22 protein-coding genes are annotated in these 20,350 nt (G+C 65.8%); 18 read left to right on the forward strand and 4 right to left on the reverse strand.

Annotated elements, in window-relative coordinates:
• Positions 1–243: 243 nt before the first annotated feature.
• Complete coding sequence (gene uvrA / locus B2527_RS09920) at positions 244–3,207, forward strand: excinuclease ABC subunit UvrA (protein WP_293711359.1); 2,964 nt, start codon at positions 244–246, stop codon at positions 3,205–3,207.
• Positions 3,204–3,611, forward strand: a complete 408-nt coding sequence (locus B2527_RS09925; protein WP_293711362.1) for an acyl-CoA thioesterase — start codon at positions 3,204–3,206, stop codon at positions 3,609–3,611. Before uvrA ends, B2527_RS09925 begins: the two co-directional genes overlap by 4 nt.
• Positions 3,612–3,795: 184 nt before the next feature.
• On the opposite strand, the gene B2527_RS09930 is transcribed toward B2527_RS09925, so the two are convergent.
• Positions 3,796–4,329 carry a carboxymuconolactone decarboxylase family protein gene (locus B2527_RS09930; protein WP_293711365.1) on the reverse strand — a complete coding sequence of 178 codons (534 nt, stop codon included), beginning with the start codon at positions 4,327–4,329 and terminating at the stop codon, positions 3,796–3,798.
• Between the two features lie 116 nt (positions 4,330–4,445).
• Here B2527_RS09930 and B2527_RS09935 point away from each other — a divergent pair, with 116 nt between their 5' ends.
• Complete coding sequence (locus B2527_RS09935) at positions 4,446–5,309, forward strand: AraC family transcriptional regulator (RefSeq protein WP_293711369.1); 864 nt, start codon at positions 4,446–4,448, stop codon at positions 5,307–5,309.
• On the opposite strand, the gene B2527_RS09940 is transcribed toward B2527_RS09935, so the two are convergent.
• The gene (locus B2527_RS09940; protein ID WP_293711372.1) at positions 5,310–5,750 is read right to left on the reverse strand and encodes a copper chaperone PCu(A)C; all 441 of its coding nucleotides are present in this window, start codon (positions 5,748–5,750) and stop codon (positions 5,310–5,312) included. It abuts the gene before it with no gap.
• A gap of 36 nt (positions 5,751–5,786) precedes the next feature.
• On the opposite strand from B2527_RS09940, the gene B2527_RS09945 reads away from it, so the two are divergent.
• From B2527_RS09945 to B2527_RS09960, 4 genes are all read left to right on the forward strand, one after another.
• Positions 5,787–6,569 (forward strand): enoyl-CoA hydratase/isomerase family protein, encoded by a 783-nt coding sequence (locus tag B2527_RS09945; protein ID WP_293711375.1) that lies wholly within the window; start codon positions 5,787–5,789, stop codon positions 6,567–6,569.
• Positions 6,570–6,818: 249 nt separating this feature from the next.
• Entirely contained in the window at positions 6,819–7,730 is a 912-nt protein-coding gene (gene tesB, locus B2527_RS09950) for an acyl-CoA thioesterase II (protein WP_293711378.1), read from the forward strand.
• 3 nt (positions 7,731–7,733) lie between these two features.
• Positions 7,734–8,291, forward strand: a complete 558-nt coding sequence (locus tag B2527_RS09955) for a pathogenicity-like protein (RefSeq protein ID WP_293711381.1) — start codon at positions 7,734–7,736, stop codon at positions 8,289–8,291.
• A 60-nt stretch (positions 8,292–8,351) separates the two neighbouring features.
• Positions 8,352–9,566 (forward strand): RNA polymerase sigma factor, encoded by a 1,215-nt coding sequence (locus B2527_RS09960; protein ID WP_293711384.1) that lies wholly within the window; start codon positions 8,352–8,354, stop codon positions 9,564–9,566.
• A gap of 61 nt (positions 9,567–9,627) precedes the next feature.
• Here the strand turns inward: B2527_RS09960 and B2527_RS09965 are convergent, their stop codons facing one another.
• Positions 9,628–10,215, reverse strand: coding sequence for an EF-hand domain-containing protein (locus B2527_RS09965; RefSeq protein WP_293711387.1), 588 nt, complete (start codon positions 10,213–10,215; stop codon positions 9,628–9,630).
• A 149-nt stretch (positions 10,216–10,364) separates the two neighbouring features.
• On the opposite strand from B2527_RS09965, the gene B2527_RS09970 reads away from it, so the two are divergent.
• From B2527_RS09970 to B2527_RS09980, 3 genes are all read left to right on the forward strand, one after another.
• A complete protein-coding gene (locus B2527_RS09970) occupies positions 10,365–11,126 on the forward strand; it encodes an arginyltransferase (RefSeq protein WP_293711390.1) in 762 nt (253 codons plus the stop codon).
• 88 nt (positions 11,127–11,214) lie between these two features.
• Positions 11,215–11,595, forward strand: a complete 381-nt coding sequence (locus B2527_RS09975) for a hypothetical protein (protein WP_293711393.1) — start codon at positions 11,215–11,217, stop codon at positions 11,593–11,595.
• Positions 11,596–11,709: 114 nt separating this feature from the next.
• Complete coding sequence (locus B2527_RS09980; protein ID WP_293711471.1) at positions 11,710–12,876, forward strand: endonuclease/exonuclease/phosphatase family protein; 1,167 nt, start codon at positions 11,710–11,712, stop codon at positions 12,874–12,876.
• A gap of 344 nt (positions 12,877–13,220) precedes the next feature.
• Here B2527_RS09980 and purT read toward each other — a convergent pair whose 3' ends face one another.
• Entirely contained in the window at positions 13,221–14,405 is a 1,185-nt protein-coding gene (gene purT, locus B2527_RS09985; RefSeq protein ID WP_293711396.1) for a formate-dependent phosphoribosylglycinamide formyltransferase, read from the reverse strand.
• 260 nt (positions 14,406–14,665) lie between these two features.
• Between purT and B2527_RS09990 the strand changes: the two genes are divergently transcribed.
• Genes B2527_RS09990 through B2527_RS10025 form a run of 8 tightly spaced genes read left to right on the forward strand, consistent with a single transcriptional unit; the run spans position 14,666 to position 20,338 of the window.
• Positions 14,666–15,547, forward strand: a complete 882-nt coding sequence (locus tag B2527_RS09990) for an SPFH domain-containing protein (protein ID WP_293711399.1) — start codon at positions 14,666–14,668, stop codon at positions 15,545–15,547.
• Between the two features lie 22 nt (positions 15,548–15,569).
• Positions 15,570–15,857: a hypothetical protein gene (locus B2527_RS09995; protein WP_293711402.1), complete on the forward strand. Its 288-nt coding sequence runs from the start codon at positions 15,570–15,572 to the stop codon at positions 15,855–15,857.
• The gene (locus tag B2527_RS10000; protein WP_293711405.1) at positions 15,850–16,029 is read left to right on the forward strand and encodes an Arc family DNA binding domain-containing protein; all 180 of its coding nucleotides are present in this window, start codon (positions 15,850–15,852) and stop codon (positions 16,027–16,029) included. Before B2527_RS09995 ends, B2527_RS10000 begins: the two co-directional genes overlap by 8 nt.
• The gene (locus tag B2527_RS10005) at positions 16,026–16,208 is read left to right on the forward strand and encodes a DUF4177 domain-containing protein (RefSeq protein ID WP_293711408.1); all 183 of its coding nucleotides are present in this window, start codon (positions 16,026–16,028) and stop codon (positions 16,206–16,208) included. The genes B2527_RS10000 and B2527_RS10005 overlap by 4 nt, the downstream gene beginning before the upstream one ends.
• Positions 16,208–17,506: an alpha/beta hydrolase gene (locus B2527_RS10010; RefSeq protein ID WP_293711411.1), complete on the forward strand. Its 1,299-nt coding sequence runs from the start codon at positions 16,208–16,210 to the stop codon at positions 17,504–17,506. The genes B2527_RS10005 and B2527_RS10010 overlap by 1 nt, the downstream gene beginning before the upstream one ends.
• On the forward strand, positions 17,503–18,078 hold the full coding sequence (locus B2527_RS10015; protein WP_293711414.1) for a PH domain-containing protein: 576 nt from the start codon (positions 17,503–17,505) through the stop codon (positions 18,076–18,078). Before B2527_RS10010 ends, B2527_RS10015 begins: the two co-directional genes overlap by 4 nt.
• Before the next feature lie 9 nt (positions 18,079–18,087).
• Positions 18,088–18,906 (forward strand): M15 family metallopeptidase, encoded by an 819-nt coding sequence (locus B2527_RS10020; protein ID WP_293711417.1) that lies wholly within the window; start codon positions 18,088–18,090, stop codon positions 18,904–18,906.
• Positions 18,887–20,338, forward strand: a complete 1,452-nt coding sequence (locus B2527_RS10025) for an FAD-binding oxidoreductase (RefSeq protein WP_293711420.1) — start codon at positions 18,887–18,889, stop codon at positions 20,336–20,338. Before B2527_RS10020 ends, B2527_RS10025 begins: the two co-directional genes overlap by 20 nt.
• Positions 20,339–20,350: the final 12 nt, after the last annotated feature.

Below are 20,350 nucleotides of genomic sequence, written 5' to 3' on the forward strand. Positions count from 1 at the left end.
ACAGAAGCGGGATTTTACCGGCCGCACCAAGCTTGGGTCAACCCACCCCCTGCCCTGGCCCCTCCAGCCTGAACCCCGGTTCAGCGGCCGCCGCCCGGATCGGCCCCGGCAACACGCCGGCTCTGGCAAAGGCGGGCAATTGCCCCCAAATGACAAGGCCGCTAGGCTGATTGACTGCCGTCAGCGACGCCCCCACACCTCCTGCTACCGGCCCAGCCGGCAGCGGTCCAAATCGGATTTCCCATGGCGATGGATTTCATCCGCATCCGCGGTGCGCGGACGCACAACCTCAAGAACATCGACCTCGACCTGCCCCGCGACAAACTGATCGTGATCACCGGCCTGTCCGGCTCGGGCAAGTCCTCGCTGGCGTTCGACACCATCTATGCCGAGGGCCAGCGACGCTATGTCGAGTCGCTGTCGGCATATGCGCGGCAGTTCCTGAGCGTGATGGAAAAGCCCGACCTGGATCATATCGAAGGCCTGTCGCCGGCGATCTCGATCGAGCAGAAGTCGACCTCGCACAACCCGCGCTCGACCGTCGGCACCATCACCGAGATCTACGACTACCTGCGCCTGCTCTACGCCCGCGTGGGCAGCCCGCGTTGCCCCGACCACGGCTACCCGCTGGAGGCACAGACCGTCAGCCAGATGGTCGACCAGGTGCTGGCCCTGGACCCGGAGCAGCGCCACATGCTGCTGGCGCCGGTCATCCGTGAGCGCAAGGGCGAGCATGTACAGGTGTTCGACCAGTTGCGCGCGCAGGGCTTCGTGCGCGTGCGCGTGGACGGCGAGCTGTACGAGATCGACGAGGTGCCGGCGCTGACCCTGCGCCAGAAGCACACCATCGAAGCAGTGATCGACCGTTTCCGCCCGCGCGAGGACATCAAGCAGCGCCTGGCCGAAAGCTTTGAAACCGCGCTCAAGCTGGGCGACGGCATGGCCACGGTGATGGCGCTGGACGCCGCCGATGCGGCGCCGCAGCTGTTCTCCTCCAAGTACAGCTGCCCGGTCTGCGACTACGCTCTGCCCGAGCTGGAACCGCGCCTGTTCTCGTTCAACTCGCCGGTCGGCGCCTGCCCGGGCTGCGATGGCCTGGGCATGGCCGAGTTCTTCGACCCCAACCGCGTGGTGGTGCACCCCGAGCTGTCGCTGGCTGCCGGCGCGGTGCGCGGCTGGGATCGCCGCAATGCCTATTACTTCCAGCTGATCGCCTCGCTGGCCAAGCACTTCAAGTTCGACGTTGACGCGCCCTGGCAGTCACTGCCGGAGAACGTGAAGCAGGCCGTGCTGTACGGCAGCGGCGAGGACCAGATCACCTTCACCTATTTCACCGAGGCCGGTGGCCGCAGCCAGCGCAAGCACCGCTTCGAAGGCATCATCCCCAACCTGGAACGCCGCTACCGCGAAACCGAATCACCGGCGGTACGCGAGGAGCTGGCCAAGTACATCAGCGAGCGCCCCTGCCCCGAGTGCAAGGGTGCGCGCCTGAACAAGGCCGCACGCAATGTATTCGTCGCCGACCGCCCACTGCCGGACATCGCGGTGCTGCCGATCGACGAGGCCAAGCGCTTCTTCGGTGAGCTCAGCCTGCCCGGCTGGCGCGGCGAGATCGCCACCAAGATCGTCAAGGAAATCAGCGAGCGACTGGGCTTCCTGGTCGACGTCGGCCTGGATTACCTCACCCTGGAGCGCAAGGCCGACACCTTGTCCGGCGGTGAAGCACAGCGCATCCGCCTTGCCTCGCAGATCGGCGCCGGCCTGGTCGGGGTGATGTACGTGCTCGACGAGCCGTCCATCGGCCTGCACCAGCGCGACAACGAACGCCTGCTGGGCACCCTCACCCGCCTGCGCGACCTGGGCAATACGGTGATCGTGGTCGAGCACGATGAAGACGCGATCCGCCTGGCCGATTACGTGGTCGACATCGGCCCGGGCGCAGGCGTGCACGGCGGCGAGATCGTCGGCCAGGGCCAGTTGCAGGACCTGCTGGATGCACCGCGTTCGCTGACCGGTCAGTACCTGTCCGGCAAACGCCAGATCGAGATCCCGGCACGCCGCCACAAGCCCAACCCGAAGATGACGCTGCGCCTGCGTGGCGCCAGCGGCAACAACCTGAAGAACGTGGATCTGGATATTCCGTCTGGCCTGTTGACCTGCGTGACCGGCGTGTCCGGCTCGGGCAAGTCGACGCTGATCAACGACACCTTGTTCTCGCTGGCGGCCAACGAGATCAACGGTTCTTCGCACCCCATCGCCAAGTACAAGAGCGTCGAAGGCCTGGACCTGTTCGACAAGGTCGTCGACATCGACCAGTCGCCAATCGGCCGCACCCCACGCTCCAACCCGGCGACCTATACCGGTCTGTTCACGCCGCTGCGCGAGCTGTATGCACAGGTGCCGGAGGCGCGTGCGCGTGGTTATTCGCCGGGCCGCTTCAGCTTCAACGTGCGCGGCGGCCGCTGCGAGGCCTGCCAGGGCGATGGCCTGATCAAGGTGGAAATGCACTTCCTGCCGGACGTGTATGTGCCCTGCGACGTCTGCCACGGCAAGCGCTACAACCGCGAGACGCTGGAGATCCTCTACAAGGGTTACAACATCAACGACGTGCTGGAAATGACCGTCGAAGATGCGTTGCGCCTGTTCGAGCCGGTGCCGGCCATCGCCCGCAAGCTGGAAACGCTGATGGACGTGGGCCTGAGCTACATCAAGCTGGGCCAGAGCGCGACCACGCTGTCCGGCGGTGAAGCGCAGCGCGTGAAGCTGTCCAAGGAGCTGTCGCGCCGCGATACCGGCCGCACCCTGTACATCCTCGACGAGCCCACCACCGGCCTGCACTTCCACGACATCGAGGCCCTGCTCGGCGTGCTGCACAAGCTGCGTGACGAGGGCAATACGGTGGTGGTGATCGAGCACAACCTGGACGTGATCAAGACCGCCGACTGGATCGTCGACCTGGGCCCGGAAGGTGGCCATCGCGGCGGCACGGTACTGGTCACCGGCACACCGGAAGACGTGGCCGCACACCCGGACTCCTACACCGGCCAGTTCCTGGCCAAGATGCTGCCTTCGACCAGCGCGCGCCCGGAGCAACCGGCGGCCGTGGCCAACAAGCCCGATGCGCGTCCGCCGCGCAAGGAGAAGCCGGTCAAGAAAGCAGCAGCCAAGAAGGCTGCCGCCCCCGCCAAGAAGAAGGCTGCGAAATGAGCAACGAACACAAGCAACTGGCCCGCGTGCCGATCAGCGTGCGCTGGCGCGACATGGACTCGATGGGCCACGTCAACAACGCCAAGTACGTGTCCTACCTGGAAGAAGCGCGCGTGCGCTGGATGCTGGGTGTGGAAGGCGTGTCGATGAGCGACCGCATCGCGCCGGTGGTGGCCAATACCAACATCAACTACCGCCTGCCGATCGTGTGGCCGAACGACATTGTCGTGGAACTGTTCGTCGAGCGACTGGGCAACAGTAGCGTGACGATTGGTCACCGCATCGTTGACCAGAACGACGACAGCAAGCTGTATTCGGACGGCAACGTGGTGGTGGTCTGGATGGATACGCAGACCGGCAAGAGTGCACCCTTGCCGGAGGCTGTGCGGGGTGCTTCGAGCTGAGCCCGCCTGACCCTTCTCCCTCCGGGAGAAGGTGCCCCGAAGGGGCGGATGAGGGTCGGTTCAGCACTGGCGTTGTGGGCAGCGCGGTGCTTCGCCCCTACCCTCACCCCAACCCCTCTCCCGGTGGGAGAGGGGCTTGATCTGCAGTGGCGAGCGTGGCCTCAACCTGCCCGCATTCACTGCCTTACTTCAACGCAACCTTCGGAAAATCCACCGGCACATCCAGCGCCACGTTGATGTAGTTGGTGAACAGGTTCAACGCCACATGGGCAAGAATCTCGACGATCTGCTCGTCACCGAAGCCCGCACTCCGCAGCGCCGCCACATCGGCATCGTCCAGCTGCGCACGCTGCTCCACTACTTTCAGCGCAAAGCGCAATGCCGCCGCAGTGCGCGCGTCTTCGGACTGGCCCGACTGTGCCGACGTCATCTCAGCCGCACTGGCGCCGGCCTTCTGCCCCAACACGGTGTGCGCGGCCAGGCAGTACTCGCAACGGTTGCGGTTGGCGATGGCAACGGCGATCTGCTCGCCGAGCTTGCTGCCAAGGCTGCCCTTGCCCAGTGCGCCGAACGCCCCCCACATGCTCTGCAGTGCAGCCGGGGAATTGGACACTGCCTTGAACATGTTCGGCGTCGCGCCGAAGGCCTGGTGGATCTGTGCCAGCAGCGGCTGGCTGGCGGCGGGGACGGTCTGGGTTTCAAGATTGATGCGTGACATGGCGATCTCCTGATCGGTTGGGATGCTTGCCGGGCCATCAGCCCGTGAAAGAAGTATCCCGCCCTGATCCGAACGATTTGATACGATCAGTCCAGCAAACAAACCAATTGATACAGATGAGCAGCCTCCCGCCCGTGGATCGCCTGGCAGGCGTCCTGGAAAATTTCCGCTTCCAGGCCCAACTGTTCCACTCCGGTCCGCTATGCGGACTGACCAGCTTCGATGCAGGTGAAGGCCACGCCTACCTGCACGTGCTGCGGCGTGGCCGGCTCGAGGTCAGCCATCCCGGCAGCCGCGATATCCCGGCCTCGATGCACTTCGAGGAACCGACCCTGCTGTTCTATCCGCGACCGTTCAGTCATCGCTTCCACAACCCGCCACGCGAGGGCGCCGATTTCACCTGCGCTCGCCTGGACTTCGATGGCGGCATTGCGCACCCACTGGTGCGCGGCCTGCCCTCATTGATCGCATTGCCGCTGGCACGTATCCCCGGCCTGGCAATGACGCTGGAACTGCTGTTCAACGAGACCGACAACGTCCGCTGCGGCCAACGCCTTCTCACCGATCGCCTGTTCGAAGTCGTGGTCATCCAGCTGCTGCGCTGGCTGCTGGATCATCCGCAGGAAGCAGGGATTCCCGCGGGCTTCATCACCGGGCTGTCGGATGCACGCCTGTCGCGTGCCTTGGCGGCAATGCACGATCGCCCCGGCGAAAGCTGGACACTCACCAGCCTGGCCGAACAAGCCGGCATGTCGCGTACCGCGTTTGCCAACAGTTTTCGCGACATCGTCGGGCAGACGCCGCTGGACTACCTCACCGATTGGCGCATCGCACTGGCCCAGCGCCGGCTGCGGCAAGGCCGACCGATCAAGACGCTGGCCGATGAGCTGGGCTATGCCAATGCCTCAGCGCTTTCGCGCGTGTTCGCCTCCAGAACCGGAATGTCACCGCGCGACTGGTTGAAGCAGGCCGAGGCCTGATCAACGCGCAGGCGCGTCGCGCCGTACCTGCAGCGTTCCGTCGACCTTGGTGCCGTCTTCCAGGCTCAACCGCAACGGCAGCTGCGCGCCCTCCGCCAGCGGCACTTCCGGCTGCATCAGCATCAAGTGCAGACCGCCGGGCTTCAGCTCGGCCGATGCGCCCGCGGCAATGGGCAAGCGATCGATCTCACGCATCCGGCTGACGCCATCCGCCACCGTGGTTTCATGCAGCGATACATCGCCAAAGGCCTTGCTGCCCGCGCCAATCACCACTATCCCGTTGGCGCAGCCGTTGCGGATACGCGCAAAGCCGGCCGCCATCCGCATCGCCCCCGGGGTCAACCGCACCCAACCCTGTTCCACACTCACACAGCCCGGCGCGGCAACCACCGGCCCGGCCAGCGTTGCCAACAGTACGCACACGAATGGTTTGGTTATCATCAGGCCACGACTCCTTGCCGTTCGAGAAACCGCAGCATGACCACGCTCATCGAAGTGATCAACCATGGCCCCATCCGCGAACTGCGCCTGGCGCGGCCGCCGGTCAACGCGCTGGATACCGAACTTTGCCGTGCACTGATTGCCGCCGTCACCCTTGCGATGGCCGACGACGTGCACGGCATCGTGCTGTCCGGCAGCGAGCGTATCTTCACCGGCGGCATGGACGTGCCGCACCTGCTCTCGCATGGCGATGACAAGCGCAAACTGATGGACAGCTGGCAGGCTTTCTTCGGCGCTGCACGTGCATTGGCCGAAAGCCGCGTCCCGGTGGTCGCCGCGCTGACCGGTCACTCGCCGGCCGGCGGTTGTGTGCTGGCACTGTGCTGCGATTACCGGGTGATGGCGCGCAGCGCCGACCCGGCCAAGCCCTATGTGATCGGCCTGAACGAGGTACAGGTGGGCCTGGTCGCGCCGGAAGGCATCCAGCGCCTGATGCGCCGTGTGGTCGGCCACCACCGTGCCGGCGTCTTGCTGACCGGCGGCCAGTTGGTCAGCGCCGAGCGCGCCCTGGAGATCGGCCTGGTCGATGAACTGGCCGACGGCGCAGCGCAGGTGGTCGAACGCGCCATCGGCTGGCTGCAGGCCCAACTCAAGCTGCCGCCGCAGCCGATGCTGCAGACCCGCGCCATCGCCCGCGCCGACCTGCACGAGGCCATGCAGGCCGAACACATCCAGCTGGAACGCTTCGTCGAGGCTTGGTTCTCGCCGGATGCGCAGGGCGCCTTGCAGGCCCTGGCGGCTCGCCTGGGCAAGAGCTAGGAACGAGGGAAGAGGAGTGAGCAACGAGTAAAAGCAGGGGCAGGAGCTAGAAACGAGTGAACAGGAGTGAGCAACGAGTAAAAGCAGGGGCAAGAGCAAGAACCTGGAGCCTGCAGTGGCCGTGGAGTGGCTGTGGCTGCGGCTGTTGCCCTCACCTACTCCTCACTCCTCTTGACTCACTTCTCGCCCTTCTTGCTCCTCACTCCTCTTGACTCACTCCTCAGCCTTATATAATCGCGGCCTGTCGAAATGAAGGCCGCCGCCTTGTCCAACACGCCCGAACCCGTGGTCTCCGAACTGATTGACCTGCTGTCGCTGGAGCGGCTGGAGGACAACCTGTTCCGTGGCCAGAGCCGCGACATCGGCACCAAGTACGTGTTTGGCGGGCAGGTGCTGGGGCAGGCGCTGGCCGCCGCCCAGGCCACGGTCGACAATGGCCGCCACGTGCATTCACTGCACGCTTATTTCCTGCGCGCCGGCAACATCGACCACCCCATCGTCTATGACGTGGACCGCACCCGTGATGGCGGCAGCTTCTCGGTGCGCCGCGTCACCGCCATCCAGCACGGCAAGGTGATCTTCTTCTGCGCGGCTTCGTTCCAGCAGGCCGAGCGCGGTGCCGAACACCAGCACAAGATGCCGGACGTGCCGCAGCCCGAGGACATCGAGCCGAGCCGTCCACTGCCGGCCGATGTGCTGGAGCGCTTGCCGGTGAAGGTGCAGCGCTGGCTTTCGCGCGGCGGTCCGTTTGAATTCCGCCACGTCTATCCGCGCGATGAACTGAACCCGCCCAAGCGCCCGCCCTATCACCAGGTGTGGCTGCGCCTGAACGAGAAAATCGGCGATGCGCCGGAGCTGCACCAGGCGCTGCTGGCCTATGCCTCCGACTTCCATCTGCTCGGCACGGCCACCTTCCCGCACGGCATCAGCTACTACCAGCCGCATGTGCAGATGGCCTCGCTCGACCATGCGATCTGGTTCCACCGCCCGTTCCGCGCCGACGACTGGCTGCTGTATTCGCTGGACAGCCCCAGCGCGCAGGATTCGCGCGGGCTGGCACGTGGCCAGTTCTACACCCGCGATGGCGTACTGGTGGCCAGCACCGCGCAGGAAGGGCTGATCCGCGTCACCCCCGACGACAACGAAACGAGCAAGGGCTGAACCATGCGCAAGATTTTCAGCAGCCAGCGCGTCGAAAATGCCGAAGGCGTGGCACAGATCCTGCGCGATGCGGGCATCGAAGTCCGCGTCACCAACGGCCGCTCCTACCACAGCAAGCGCCGTGGCCAGTTCAGCTATACCGACAAGGTCAACAACGAGAACCTGCCCTCGGTCTGGGTGGTACACGCCAACGACCAGCCGCGTGCACGCGAGATCCTGCGCGAAAAGCGACTGCTCGACACCACCCGCCGCGACCATCCCACCGCTGAATACGCCTTCCGCGAGACACCGGCCGATGCGGGCGCGGGCCGTGGCTGGGCTTGGCGTATCCGCATCGCCCTGCTGGTGGTCATTGCCGGCGTGGCCCTGGTGATCATGCTGCGGCATCGCTCGGCCCCCTCGCCTGCCGCCAGCCCCACGGCGACCGCACCGGCGGCAACAGCCCCGACCACACCACAGGTGCAACCTGGCACGGATGGTGAGGACGGCTTCCGTGTACGCATCCAGCCCGACACCCCTGCCCCCGCACCGGCCCCCCCGGCTCCGCCACCGGAAAAATAAACGGTCACATCCGGCGCCGGCGTGCGTCCTGTCTGGCAGTACCGTCAACGAGGCCTGTCGATGAGCACCGAAGCGCTGGATAGCATGCTGCACAACGAGCTGCCGGCAGCCCGCAAGGGCTGCACGCAGTCCTATGGCCGCATCGTGATGGCGTGCCAGAACACGGTGACCGCCATTGCCCTGGCCATCACCCACGATGTGCAGGCCAGCGAGGACATCGCCCAGGAGGCCTTCATCAAGGCCTGGCAACAGCTCAATCAGCTCAACAACACCTCCAGCTTCCTGCCCTGGCTGCGGCAGATCACCCGCAACCTGGCGCGTGATTGGCTGCGCGCCAACCGCAACCGCCCGCTCAGCGGCCAGGCCGCCGATATCGCCATCAGCATGGCCGCCGATCCTGCCCCCAACGGCGCCGATGCGATGGCGCGGGTGGAGGAGGAGATGGTGGCCGAGGAAATCATTTCCGCCCTGCCCGAAGACAGCCGCGAGACCCTGCTGCTCTATTACCGCGAGGGACAGAGCTCACAGCAGGTCGCCACGCTGCTGGGGCTCAGCGACGCAGCCGTGCGCAAGCGCCTGTCGCGTGCCCGGGCCAGCGTGCGCGAGGAAATGCTCAAGCGCTTTGGCGAGTTTGCCCGCAGTACCGCACCGGGCGCCGCATTTGCGGCCCTCGTCAGCTCGACCCTGATGCTGGCCGCCCCCGGCACCGCCAGCGCCGTCATCCTGTCCACATCGCTGGGCGTAGCGGGCGGCAGCGCCGGCAAGGCGGGGCTCGGCGGGCTGGGTGCCAACAGCGCACTCGGCGGTGCGGCAGCAGGCGGCCTGGGGGCCACCATGAATACCGTATTCCCCAACCCCTTCGACATGTGGGTGGTGCTGGGCGCGATGTTCTTCGGCACGCTGGCGGCGTTCCTCTCCAGCCTGTATCTGCTGCACTTCGCCGACACGCCTGCCGAGCGCAAGCAGGTGCTGCGCTTCATGCGCCTGCACACCCTCACCGCCCTGCTGTTCTGCATCACCTCGCTGGCAGGCATCGTACTGCGTCTGGGCACCACGGCCGGGCTGATATTGCTGGCGTTGGGCATGGCCGCGCTGAACTACCAATACCTGGTCACCCTGCCCCGCACCATGGCCTTGATGCTGGCCCGCGACGCCGTGCGCCATGGCCGCGCCGGCCCCAGCTGGGTCTATCGCAGCCTGTTCGGGCGGAGCGCCGTCATCAGCGCCTCGTTGCTGGTCGTTGCGGCGGTGGCCCACACCCTCATGCGCGACTGAAAAAAAAACACCCCCGCTGCTGCCAGCGGGGGTGCTGTCGATCGGCGCCTCTCCGGGGTACTTACTTCGCAGCCGGAGCCTGCGGCGGCATCGGCCCACGCGGGCCACGATGGCCACGCGGTGCCTCCTTGCGTGCCGCTTCCAACTCGGCCGCACTCAGCTTGCCGTCCTTGTCGGTGTCGGCCTTGGCAAACCATTCGGCTCGGCGCTGCTCGGCGCGGGCCTGGCGATCTGCCTGGTCGATGAAGCCATCCTTGTTGACATCCAGACGAGCGAAATTGGCCTGGTATTCGGCGGCACTGATACGGCCATCATTGTTGGTATCCATGCCATGCATGAAGCCCCCGTCGCGCGGGCCATGCATGCCGCCGTGGCGACTGCCGCCATGGTGGCGTCCGCCGTGGCGCGGCGCCGGCATTTCTTCGCGCGAGAGCTTGCCGTCCTTGTTCTTGTCCAGCTCGTCGAAACGCTGCGCCAGGCGCGGCTGCGCTGCGGCCTCCTGGCGATCGATCTGGCCATCGTTGTTGGCATCCAGACGCGACGCGGCCGGCTGCGGGTTGGCCGGGTTGGCCGCAAAGGCCAGGCCGGTAGCCGTGGTCGCCAGCAACATCGCCAGCAGGAGAAGGGGTTTGCGGTGGGTCTGGGTCATCGTAAGGCTCCGTGGTGGACGACGGACGCTGCAGTGCGTCCTCGCTACGTTCAACGCTTGGCCCACGCCGGTGGTTGACGCCACAACCTGCATTGTTCATCCAGCAGACAGACGCAGGTTTTGCGACCGCGCGCGGCTATGCTGTGGCCATGGCAGCCCACGGCGAAAACAACGAAGAACTGCGCCTGTTCCAGACCGGCGAACACCCTTGCGGCTATTGGCCGGACCGTCAGGCGCGCGACCTGGTGCTCGATCCTCAGGACGAGCGGCTCGGCACGCTCTACCCCATGGCCCTGAGTTGGGGCTTCCGCCGTTCCGGCGACCTGGTCTACCGCCCGCACTGCCAGAACTGCCGTGCCTGTGTGCCGGTGCGCATTCCCGTGGCGCGCTTCAGCCCTGATCGCAGCCAGCGCCGTTGCCTTGCCCGCAATGCCGACCTGCAGTGCCGCGTGCTGCCGGCCGAGCGCACCGATGAACAGTTTGCGCTCTATCACCGCTACCTGCAGCACCGCCACGCCAATGGTGGCATGGACGACCATGGCCCGCATGAGTTCGACCAGTTCCTGGTGGGCAGTTGGTCACATGGGCGCTTCATGGAAATCCGTGGCCCACGCGGTGACGCGGCACAGGGTCCGCTGTTGGCGGTGGCGGTCACCGATGTCACGCCCTTGGGCCTGTCAGCGGTCTACACCTTTTTCGATCCGGAAGAGGACAAGCGCAGTCTGGGGACCTTCGGCATCCTCCAGCAGATCGCCTGGGCGCAGCGCAATCAGCTGCCCCACCTCTATCTCGGCTACTGGATCCACGGCCATCGCAAGATGGAATACAAGCGCCGCTACCAACCACTGGAATACTTCGACGGCAAGCGCTGGTTGCCTGCCGGTGCGGCGGCTGATCCGCAGCTGCCTTGATTCGGATTTAACCGGTGTTTATGCAGTATCGCCCTGTCATCACCTGCTGTGATGACGCATGGACGTATTCCCTACTCAGGAGCACTGCGTGAAGACACAACTGTTGACCCTGGCCGTCATCGGCACCCTCGCCCTGGCCGGTTGCAAGAAGGCTGATGCACCGGCCACCGATGCACCGGCAAACACCCCGGCCAATGCCGCCGCCGCTGCCGACGTCACCCCTGCGCCGGCCACGGATACGGTCAACGTCGGCACCGGCGTGGCCGAATGCGACCAGTATCTGGAAAAAGTCTACGCGTGCATCAGCAACAAGGTCCCCGAGGCCCAGCGCGACATGATGAAAAAGGGCATCGAGCAGTCACGGAATGCCTGGAATGGCGTCACCGACAAAGCCGAGCTGGCCAACCAGTGCAGGACCGCGCTGGAGCAGGCCAAAACCACGTTCGGTGCGATGGGCTGCACGCTCTAAGCAGCCGCTGGCACCACCGTGAGCGCCCCGCCCTGCGGGGCGTTGTCGTTTCGCCCCATCCTCATGGGGACGTGAGAAAATCAACGCATGCGTATCCTGACCCTACTTGCCCCGATGACTCTGCTGCTGGCTGCCTGCTCGACCACCCCCGGCGGCAGTGCTGGCGGTTCCGACCAGCTGCGGCTGGCTACCTACAACACCTCGCTGTACTCCGATGACGACGGTGGTTTGATCCATGAGCTGCAGGGCGACAGCGCGCACGCGCGCAAGATCGCCGCCGTGCTGCAACAGACCCGGCCTGACCTGGTACTGCTCAACGAGTTTGACTTCGACGAGGCCCACCAGGCCGCCGACCTGTTCCAGCAACGCTACCTGGAAGTCGCCCAGCCCGGCGGCGGCGAGCCCTTGAAGTACCCCTACCGCTACCTGGCACCGGTCAATACCGGCGTGCCCAGCGGCCTGGACCTGGACAACAACGGCACCGTTGGCGGCAAGGGCCGCGAACGCGGCAATGATGCCTGGGGCTACGGCCTGCACCCGGGCCAGTACGGCATGCTGGTGCTGTCGCGCTATCCGATCGATGAGGCGGCAGTGCGCACGTTCCAGATGCTGAAGTGGAGCGAGATGCCCGGCGCGCTGCGCCCGGTCGACCCAGCTACCGGCACATCGTTCTGGCCGGACGCCGTGTGGTCGCAGCTGCGGCTGTCCTCCAAATCGCATTGGGACGTGCCGGTGCGCACCCCGCTGGGCACCGTGCACGTGCTGGCCTCGCATCCCACCCCGCCGGTGTTCGACGGCAAGGAAAAGCGCAACGCTGCCCGCAACCACGACGAGCTGCGACTGTGGAAGGAATACCTGGACGGGGGCAACAAGCCTTGGCTGTGCGATGACAAGGGCCTGTGTGGCGGGCTGGCGCCGGATGCGCGCTTCGTGATTGTCGGCGACCTCAACAACGACCCGGCCGACGGCGACGGCCGCCACGACGCCATCGTCGAACTGCTGGAACACCCACGCGTGCTGCGCTACCCGACCCCGACCAGCGTCGGTGCCGAGCAGACCAGCCTGGCCTATGCGGAAAAGGGCGTGGTTCGCCGCGGCGCACCGCAGCATGCCACCGGTGATTTCGGCCCGCGTTCGGGCACGATGCGGCTGGACTATGTGCTGCCTTCCACTGGCCTGAGCTACATTGGCAGCGGCGTGTTCTGGCCAGCCAATGACAGCCCGGAGGCGAAGATCGCCGATGGCAGCGACCACCATCTTGTCTGGGTGGACGTGAAGTAAAAGCACGCCGGCTTAGCCGGCGTTTTTTTGGCTTCTGGTTTTTGTGGGAGCGGCGTAAGCCGCGCAGCAGCTGCACCACCAGATCGCAAAGACCATGACACTCAGCAATGTCAGCTTCGCGACTGATGATGCTCGCCTGCCATTGTAGGAGCGGCGTAAGCCGCGAAGCTCGTACATCAACAGATGACAATGCATCCCGCTGCTGCAGCATTGCCAGCTTCGCGGCTTACGCCGCTCCCAGAGGCGCGCGGGCGACGGCTGGTGCGGGAGCTGCATCAGAGCAGCAACGCTTTACCCCTCCCCTACCCTCCCCTTGCCTTCGGCAAAGGGAGGTAGCTGAGCGCTCAGCGCAGCTCAATCCCGATTGCCGCCGCCGCATCACGCGCAATCGCACGCGCCTGCTCCACATCGGCGGCACGCGCCAGGGTCACGCCAACGCGGCGCTGGCCCTGCACCATCGGCTTGCCGAACAGGCGCAATGCCGAATCCGGATGGACCAAGGCCTCGGCCACATTGCGGAAGAACGGCACACCATTGCCCTGCGCCAGCATCGCGCACGATGCCGATGCGCCGTTGTGGCGAATGTTCGGGATAGGCAGGCCCAGAATGGCGCGCGCGTGCAGCGCGAACTCGCTCAACTCCTGCGATACCAGGGTGACCAGGCCGGTGTCATGCGGACGCGGCGACACCTCGCTGAACCACACCGCATCGCCCTTCACGAACAGCTCGACACCGAACAGACCCCAGCCGCCCAGATCATCGGTGATGGCACGGGCAATCTGCTGCGCGCCCTCCAGCGCCCTGGCCGACATCGCCTGCGGCTGCCAGCTCTCGCGGTAGTCACCATCCTTCTGCAGGTGGCCTACCGGGTCACAGAAGGCGGTGCCGCCGGCATGGCGCACGGTCAGCAGGGTGATTTCGTAATCAAAATCGATGAAGCCTTCGACGATGCAGCGGCCGGCACCGGCACGGCCACCGGTCTGCGCGTATTCCCAGGCCGGGCCGATGTCAGCCTCGCTGCGCAGCGTGCTCTGGCCCTTGCCCGAGGAGGACATCACCGGCTTGACCACGCAGGGCAGGCCAATGGCCGCCACCGCGTCGCGGTACTCGGCTTCGGTATCGACGAAGCGATATGGCGAGGTCGGCAGGCCCAGGGTCTCGGCGGCAAGGCGACGGATGCCTTCGCGGTCCATGGTCAGGCGCGCAGCGCGCGCGGTCGGGATCACCCGCAGGCCCTGCTCGGCCTCCAACTGCACCAGGGTTTCGGTGTGGATGGCCTCGATTTCCGGCACCACCAGGTGCGGCTGCTCCTGCGCGATCAGTGCCTTCAGCGCGGCCGGGTCCAGCATGTCCAGCACGTGGCTGCGGTGCGCCACCTGCATGGCCGGGGCATTGGCATAGCGGTCGGCGGCAATCACTTCCACCCCGAAGCGCTGCAGCTCGATGGCCACTTCCTTGCCCAGTTCGCCCGAACCAAGCAGCAGCACGCGGGTGGCGGAGGGGGACAGCGGGGTACCGAGGGTGATCATCAGGCAGGTCCGAGGGCGCTAAAGAGGGTGCCTATTCTAGGCAACGCCGCCCGGCGAGGGGACCCGTAGCCCGGGTAAGCGCCAGCGCACCCGGGGACTGGGCGGAACGACCGTGGCGAACGCGGGCCAGCCTGCTGCCCGGGTGCGCGGCGCTTACCCGGGCTACGGGTTCCTGGCCCGGCGGGAGGGCTGCTCCAGAATCGCTTGCATGTTGATATCAATTTGATATCGTTCGCATCAACCACCACGGAAGATGTGCCATGAAAGAGAAGTCCCTCGGTTCCATGTCCGGTATTCCCACCCTGCTGGGCACCCTCCTGATGATGCTCGTCGGCGCCGCCGCCATCGTCGGCGCAGTGGTCGTCACCAAAAATGGCACCGGCGGCGGTGGGATGCTGGTGCTGGGTGGCATCGCGCTGGTCACCGTGGGCATCTTCCTCGCCTGCGGTCTGTACATGGTCCAGCCCAACCAGGTGGCCGTGCTCAGCCTGTTCGGCAAGTACGTGGGCACGGTCAAGGACAACGGCCTGCGCTGGAACAACCCCTTCCTCAGCAAGCGCACTGTCAGCCAGCGCGTGCGCAATTTCGAAAGCGGCAAGCTCAAGGTCAACGAGCTGGACGGCTCGCCGATCGAGATCGCCGCGGTCATCGTCTGGCAGGTGGTCGATGCCTCCGAGGCGGTCTACAACGTCGATGACTATGAAAGCTTCGTGCACATCCAGTCCGAGTCGGCGTTGCGTGCGATGGCCACCAGCTATCCCTACGACCAGCACACCGAAGGCCAGTTGGCCCTGCGCAGCCATGCCGCCGAGATCTCCCAGCACCTGAAGGACGAGCTGGCCGAGCGTCTGGCCGACGCCGGCGTGCAGGTCCTCGATGCGCGCATCAGCCACCTGGCCTACGCACCGGAAATCGCCCAGGCCATGCTGCAGCGCCAGCAGGCAAGCGCGGTGATCGCCGCGCGCACGCAGATCGTTGCCGGCGCGGTCGGCATGGTCGAAATGGCGCTGCTGGAACTGCAGAAAAACGCCGTCGTCACCCTGGACGAAGAACGCAAGGCACACATGGTCAGCAACCTGTTGACCGTGCTGTGTTCTGATCGTGGCACCCAGCCGATCGTCAACGCCGGCTCGCTGTACTGAACAATGCAATGAGGTAACCGTAGTGAATGTGTACGCCCCCCTGATCATCGCCGCCACCGGCATACCCGCCTTGTGCGTCGCCGTGTGGAGCGGCCGCCCCGGCACGGCGCACGCACGCGGCGTGGGCCTGCGCTGGGCACTGATCGCACTGAGCCTGTTTGTCGGCGGCATCGGCGTCTATCTGGCCGGTGACAACCACAACATCGCCTATGGCGTGGTCATCGCACTGGTGGTGGCGGTCAATGCGCTGGGGGTGTCGTTGTTGATGCATCTACGCCGCGGCAACAACGGGACGCCGCGCGGTGAGTGAGAAGAAGGCCTATCCGCTGCGCATCAACGCTGAAGTACTGGCGGCTGCCCAGCGCTGGGCCGACGACGAGCTGCGCAGCCTCAACGCGCAGATCGAGTATGTGATCCGCGACGCCCTGCGCAAGGCCGGGCGCCTTCCCAAACCCAAAGCTGATGACAAGGAAGAACAATGAGCAAGCGTTGGCAATACCTCACCATCGAACTGCCTGCTTCGATGCTCAAGGGTGGCCCTACCGTCGAAAAGATCCAGGCGGAGCTGACCAAACAAGGCAACCTCGGCTGGGAACTGGTCAACATGGTGCACTACGGCCAACTGTCGCCGGCCATGCTCATCTTCAAGAAGGAACAGTGATGAAGCCGCGGCTCGCAGGGATCGCTACCGCCCTACTGCTCGTCATCGCACCCGGCATGGCGGCGGAAACACCCGCAGCGCTGGCCACACGCCTGCTCGACCAGCTTGATGCGGGCCTCTACAGCGAAGCCGAGGCCAGTTTTTCCACGCAGATGAAGGCTGCGGTACCCGCGGACAAGCTCAAGGCGGTATGGGAATCACTACCCGTGCAGATGGGCGCCGCAGGCCAGCGTGGCCAGGCCCGTACCAGCGAAGCCGATGGCCATCGCATCGTCGTCATTCCCTTGAACTATGCCAACGGGCAGCTGCAGGCGCGCGTGGCCCTGGACCAGAACGACAGGATTGCCGGCTTCCTGCTGCAGCCAGCCGCCGCCGCGCCGGCAGCCGCACCCGCCAGCGATGCCAACTTCAACGAGCAGCCGTTCACCATACCTGGCAGCGCACCCGGCAAGGCAGGCCTGCCCGGCACCCTTGCCCTGCCCAAGGGCAAAGGCCCGTTCCCGGCCGTGGTGCTGGTGCATGGCTCCGGTCCGCAGGACCGGGACGAGACCATCGGCCCCAACCGCCCGTTCCTGGATATCGCCCGTGGGCTGGCCGCGCAGGGCATCGCTGTGCTGCGTTATGACAAGCGCACCCACGCACGCCCGCAGGACTTCAAGGGCAGCTTCAGCATCGACGATGAAACCACCGACGATGCCGTCGCCGCGATCGACGTCCTGGCCGGCACAGCCGGCATCGATGCACGCCATATTTACCTGCTCGGCCACAGCCAGGGTGGTCTGCTGGCCGGGCGCATTGCCAAGGCCAGCCAGGGCAAGCTCGCCGGTCTGGTGCTGCTTGCGGCACCCGCACGCCCTCTGCTCGACCTGTTGGCCGAACAGAACCGCTACATGGTCAGTCTGGATGGCAATATCAGCACCGAAGAACAGGCTCATCTGGAGGCACTCGATGCCGCTATCGCTGCGGTGCGCAGCAACCCCGATGCACGCCTGATGGAAACCCCTGGCCGCTTCTGGCAGCAGCTGGAGCAGGTCGATCCAATCGCCGATGTGCGCGACAGCCAACTGCCGGCCTTGCTGCTGCAGGGTGGCCGCGACTTCCAGGTAGTGGATGCCGACTGGCAGCGCTGGAACCAGGGGCTGAGTGGCGACCGCTACCGTTTCCATCACTACCCTGCCCTCAATCATCTTGGCATCGCCGGTGAAGGCAAGGGCTCGCTTGAAGAGTACGCACGGCCCGGGCACGTCGACGCCAGCTTGATCAACGACATCGCGCAATGGCTGAAGGCACAACCATGAGCACCACCGCCCAGCGCAGCACCAGCAGCAACCCCGCCCTGCTGGTGGCCAAGCCCACCAGTTCATTGCTGCTGTGGCTTTGGGCGCCGATGCTGCTGGTGATGGGCATCGATCCCTTGATCCGCCTGTTTGCCGGCAAGCTCCCATTCACGGCATCGTTCAACTCCTGGGGCGGCTGGCTGGTGCTGCCCTTGGTTGGGGCCGCATTGACCCTGGCCTACCGTCGCCGCGAGCTGCGCCTGGATGCCCAGCAACTGACCATTGCCAGCACTCTGTACACCCGGCGCGTACCGCTGAGTTCGATGCGCCTGGACCGCGCACGCATCGTCAACTTCGCGGAAAACCCGGATTTCAAACCGGGCATGAAATCCAACGGTTTCCAGTTCCCCGGTTTCCGCGCCGGGCACTTCCACATGAAGAATGGCGGCAAGGGCTTCTGCCTGATCACCGACGACAGCCGCGTACTGGTCATTCCTCTGCGCGACGGCAACAGCCTGCTGATCAGCCCCCAGCAGCCGCGCGTCCTGCTGGATGAACTCAAGCGACTGGCCGATGGCAGCAGACAGGCCTAAGCTGCGCGCATGCGCAATGCTCCCCACCTGCTGATCAATACACCGGATATCGAAATCTGGCCCGGCGGCCTGCTGCACGCGCGCAGCAATGACGATGCCCGCATCCTGGCCCGTGCCACCCACGTGCTACGCCGCAAACGCGATGGTCGTTACCTGGCCGCGCAACTGCGCCGTGGCCTGATGCCACTGGTCACCCGGCTGGCGGACGAGCCTGGCATCGGTTTCGCATTGGCCGCGCTCGACAGCGCCCGCACACAGCCTGCACGCATTCCGCCACCGGCAGGCAGCTTGCCACTGCATCAGCTGCAGCTGCGCCTGCAACAGCTGGATCTGGACGCCGACGCCTATGCCGCGCAGACCGGCTTGCCGCAGGTTGCCGAACCGGCCCACCTGCAGCTGGCCGGCTTTGACCGCTACCGTCGCCCGCTCTGGCTCACCAAGGGCGCGGCACGCGGCTGGCAGCGCATGCAAGAGGCCGCTGCCGGTGATGGCATTGCCCTGGATGCGATCTCTGGCTACCGCAGCCACGATTACCAACTGGGCATCTTCGAGCGCAAGCTGGCGCGTGGCCTCAACGTCAGCGACATCCTTACCGTCAACGCCGCCCCCGGTTACAGCGAGCACCACGGCGGCAACGCACTGGATATCAGCACGCCGGGCGATGCCCCCGCCGAAACCGCGTTCGAGAACACACCGGCATTCGCCTGGCTGCAGCAGCATGCCGCAGGCTTTGGCTTCCACATGAGTTATCCGCGCGACAACCCGCATGGCATCGTCTACGAACCCTGGCACTGGTGCTACGCGGCGGATGCACACGGCGCCGCCTGACACCACCCGCCGGCGGCTGTTACAGGCCACGCTTGGCGCAGGCCTGGCCAGCCAGCTGCCTGCCTGCACGCCCGCCAGCCCACAGCAGCAGGCCAGCGACGTCGCCCAACTGGACCACACCCCCATCGCCGGGGTGGTAAAGGCCGCCAGCAGCGCCGGCATCGCCGCCGCCCTGCAACGCTGGCAAGGTGCGGTCTGCATCGCCGGCGGCCGCTACAGCATGGGCGGACAAACACGCGCGCCATCGGCACTGCAGCTGGACATGCAGCGCATGGACAAGCTGCTGTGGCTGGACAACGGGCAGCTGCGCGCACGCGTACAGGCCGGCATGCGCTGGCGGCAACTGCAAACCTTGTTGGATCCATGCGACCTGGCCGTCAAGGTTATGCAGAGCTACAGCAACTTCAGCATCGGCGGCTCGGTCTCGGTCAACTGCCACGGTCGCTATGTCGGCAGCGGTGCCCTCGCCGGCAGCATCCGTGCGCTGCAGTTGGTCACCGCCGACGGCCAGATCCTGGAACTGTCACGGCAGCAGCAGCCGGCGCTGTTTGCCGCCGTGATCGGGGGCTACGGCGGCCTGGGGGTGATCACCGAGGTGGAGCTGGACCTGGCCCACAACGAAGCCATCGCCCGCAACGTCGAGCAGATCACTCTGGCGGAGTATCCCGCCTGGTTCCGCGAACACGTCGCCCAGCAGCCCGACGTGCTGCTGCACAACGCCGACCTGATCCCCCCGCACTTCGATGCGCCCCTGGCGATCAGCTGGCGCCGCAGCCAGGCAGCGCTGACCGATCCACGGCGGCTGATGCCCGACCGCGCCACCTATTCCAAGGACCAGAACCTGATCTGGGCGGCCTCGGAGCTGCCCGGTGGCGACCAACTGCGTGACCTGTACCAGACCCGCAGGCTGCTGCAGGAGCCGCGGGTAATCATGCGCAACCTCGAAGCCAGCCTGGACGCTGCCGCGCTGGAACCGCGCACCCGGCGGATGTCGTCCTACCTGCTGCAGGAGTACTTCATACCGGTTGGCGCCTTCGGCCCATTCGCGCGCAGCATGGCCGCGATACTGCGCCGTCATCAGGTCAACGCCTTGAACATTTCCATCCGCCACGCACCTGCCGACGACACCTCGCTGATGCGCTGGGCCCGCGAGGAAGTGTTCTGTTTCGTGCTGTATCACAAGCAACGCAGCTGGCATGCCGCCGAGCAGCACAGCCGCACCTGGACACGACGACTGATAGACGCGGCGTTGGACCATGGCGGCCGCTACTACCTGCCCTATCGCCTGCACGCCTCGCAGGCACAGTTCCAGCGCGCCTACCCGCAGGCCGAACGCTTCGCCGCGCTCAAGCAGCAATGGGATCCGGACAACCGCTTCCGCAACCTGCTGTGGGACACCTACCTGCCAGACCCGCGCACCGCCATCGGGTAGTGCCGAGCCATG

Source organism: Stenotrophomonas sp. UBA7606 (genome assembly GCF_002477705.1).
GTDB lineage: Bacteria > Pseudomonadota > Gammaproteobacteria > Xanthomonadales > Xanthomonadaceae > Stenotrophomonas.

Excerpts from the sequence above, each read along its gene's own strand:
- B2527_RS09930 (WP_293711365.1), bottom strand. The coding sequence starts at position 4,329 with ATGTCACGCATCAATCTTGAAACCCAGACCGTCCCCGCCGCCAGCCAG.
- B2527_RS09955 (WP_293711381.1), top strand. The coding sequence starts at position 7,734 with ATGCGCAAGATTTTCAGCAGCCAGCGCGTCGAAAATGCCGAAGGCGTG.
- B2527_RS09925 (WP_293711362.1), top strand. The coding sequence starts at position 3,204 with ATGAGCAACGAACACAAGCAACTGGCCCGCGTGCCGATCAGCGTGCGC.
- B2527_RS09980 (WP_293711471.1), top strand. The coding sequence starts at position 11,710 with ATGACTCTGCTGCTGGCTGCCTGCTCGACCACCCCCGGCGGCAGTGCT.
- purT (WP_293711396.1), bottom strand. The coding sequence starts at position 14,405 with ATGATCACCCTCGGTACCCCGCTGTCCCCCTCCGCCACCCGCGTGCTG.
- B2527_RS10015 (WP_293711414.1), top strand. The coding sequence starts at position 17,503 with ATGAGCACCACCGCCCAGCGCAGCACCAGCAGCAACCCCGCCCTGCTG.
- B2527_RS09965 (WP_293711387.1), bottom strand. The coding sequence starts at position 10,215 with ATGACCCAGACCCACCGCAAACCCCTTCTCCTGCTGGCGATGTTGCTG.
- tesB (WP_293711378.1), top strand. The coding sequence starts at position 6,819 with ATGAAGGCCGCCGCCTTGTCCAACACGCCCGAACCCGTGGTCTCCGAA.
- B2527_RS10010 (WP_293711411.1), top strand. The coding sequence starts at position 16,208 with ATGAAGCCGCGGCTCGCAGGGATCGCTACCGCCCTACTGCTCGTCATC.
- uvrA (WP_293711359.1), top strand. The coding sequence starts at position 244 with ATGGCGATGGATTTCATCCGCATCCGCGGTGCGCGGACGCACAACCTC.
- B2527_RS09970 (WP_293711390.1), top strand. The coding sequence starts at position 10,365 with ATGGCAGCCCACGGCGAAAACAACGAAGAACTGCGCCTGTTCCAGACC.
- B2527_RS09990 (WP_293711399.1), top strand. The coding sequence starts at position 14,666 with ATGAAAGAGAAGTCCCTCGGTTCCATGTCCGGTATTCCCACCCTGCTG.
- B2527_RS10005 (WP_293711408.1), top strand. The coding sequence starts at position 16,026 with ATGAGCAAGCGTTGGCAATACCTCACCATCGAACTGCCTGCTTCGATG.
- B2527_RS10025 (WP_293711420.1), top strand. The coding sequence starts at position 18,887 with ATGCACACGGCGCCGCCTGACACCACCCGCCGGCGGCTGTTACAGGCC.
- B2527_RS09935 (WP_293711369.1), top strand. The coding sequence starts at position 4,446 with ATGAGCAGCCTCCCGCCCGTGGATCGCCTGGCAGGCGTCCTGGAAAAT.
- B2527_RS09960 (WP_293711384.1), top strand. The coding sequence starts at position 8,352 with ATGAGCACCGAAGCGCTGGATAGCATGCTGCACAACGAGCTGCCGGCA.
- B2527_RS09940 (WP_293711372.1), bottom strand. The coding sequence starts at position 5,750 with ATGATAACCAAACCATTCGTGTGCGTACTGTTGGCAACGCTGGCCGGG.
- B2527_RS09945 (WP_293711375.1), top strand. The coding sequence starts at position 5,787 with ATGACCACGCTCATCGAAGTGATCAACCATGGCCCCATCCGCGAACTG.
- B2527_RS10020 (WP_293711417.1), top strand. The coding sequence starts at position 18,088 with ATGCGCAATGCTCCCCACCTGCTGATCAATACACCGGATATCGAAATC.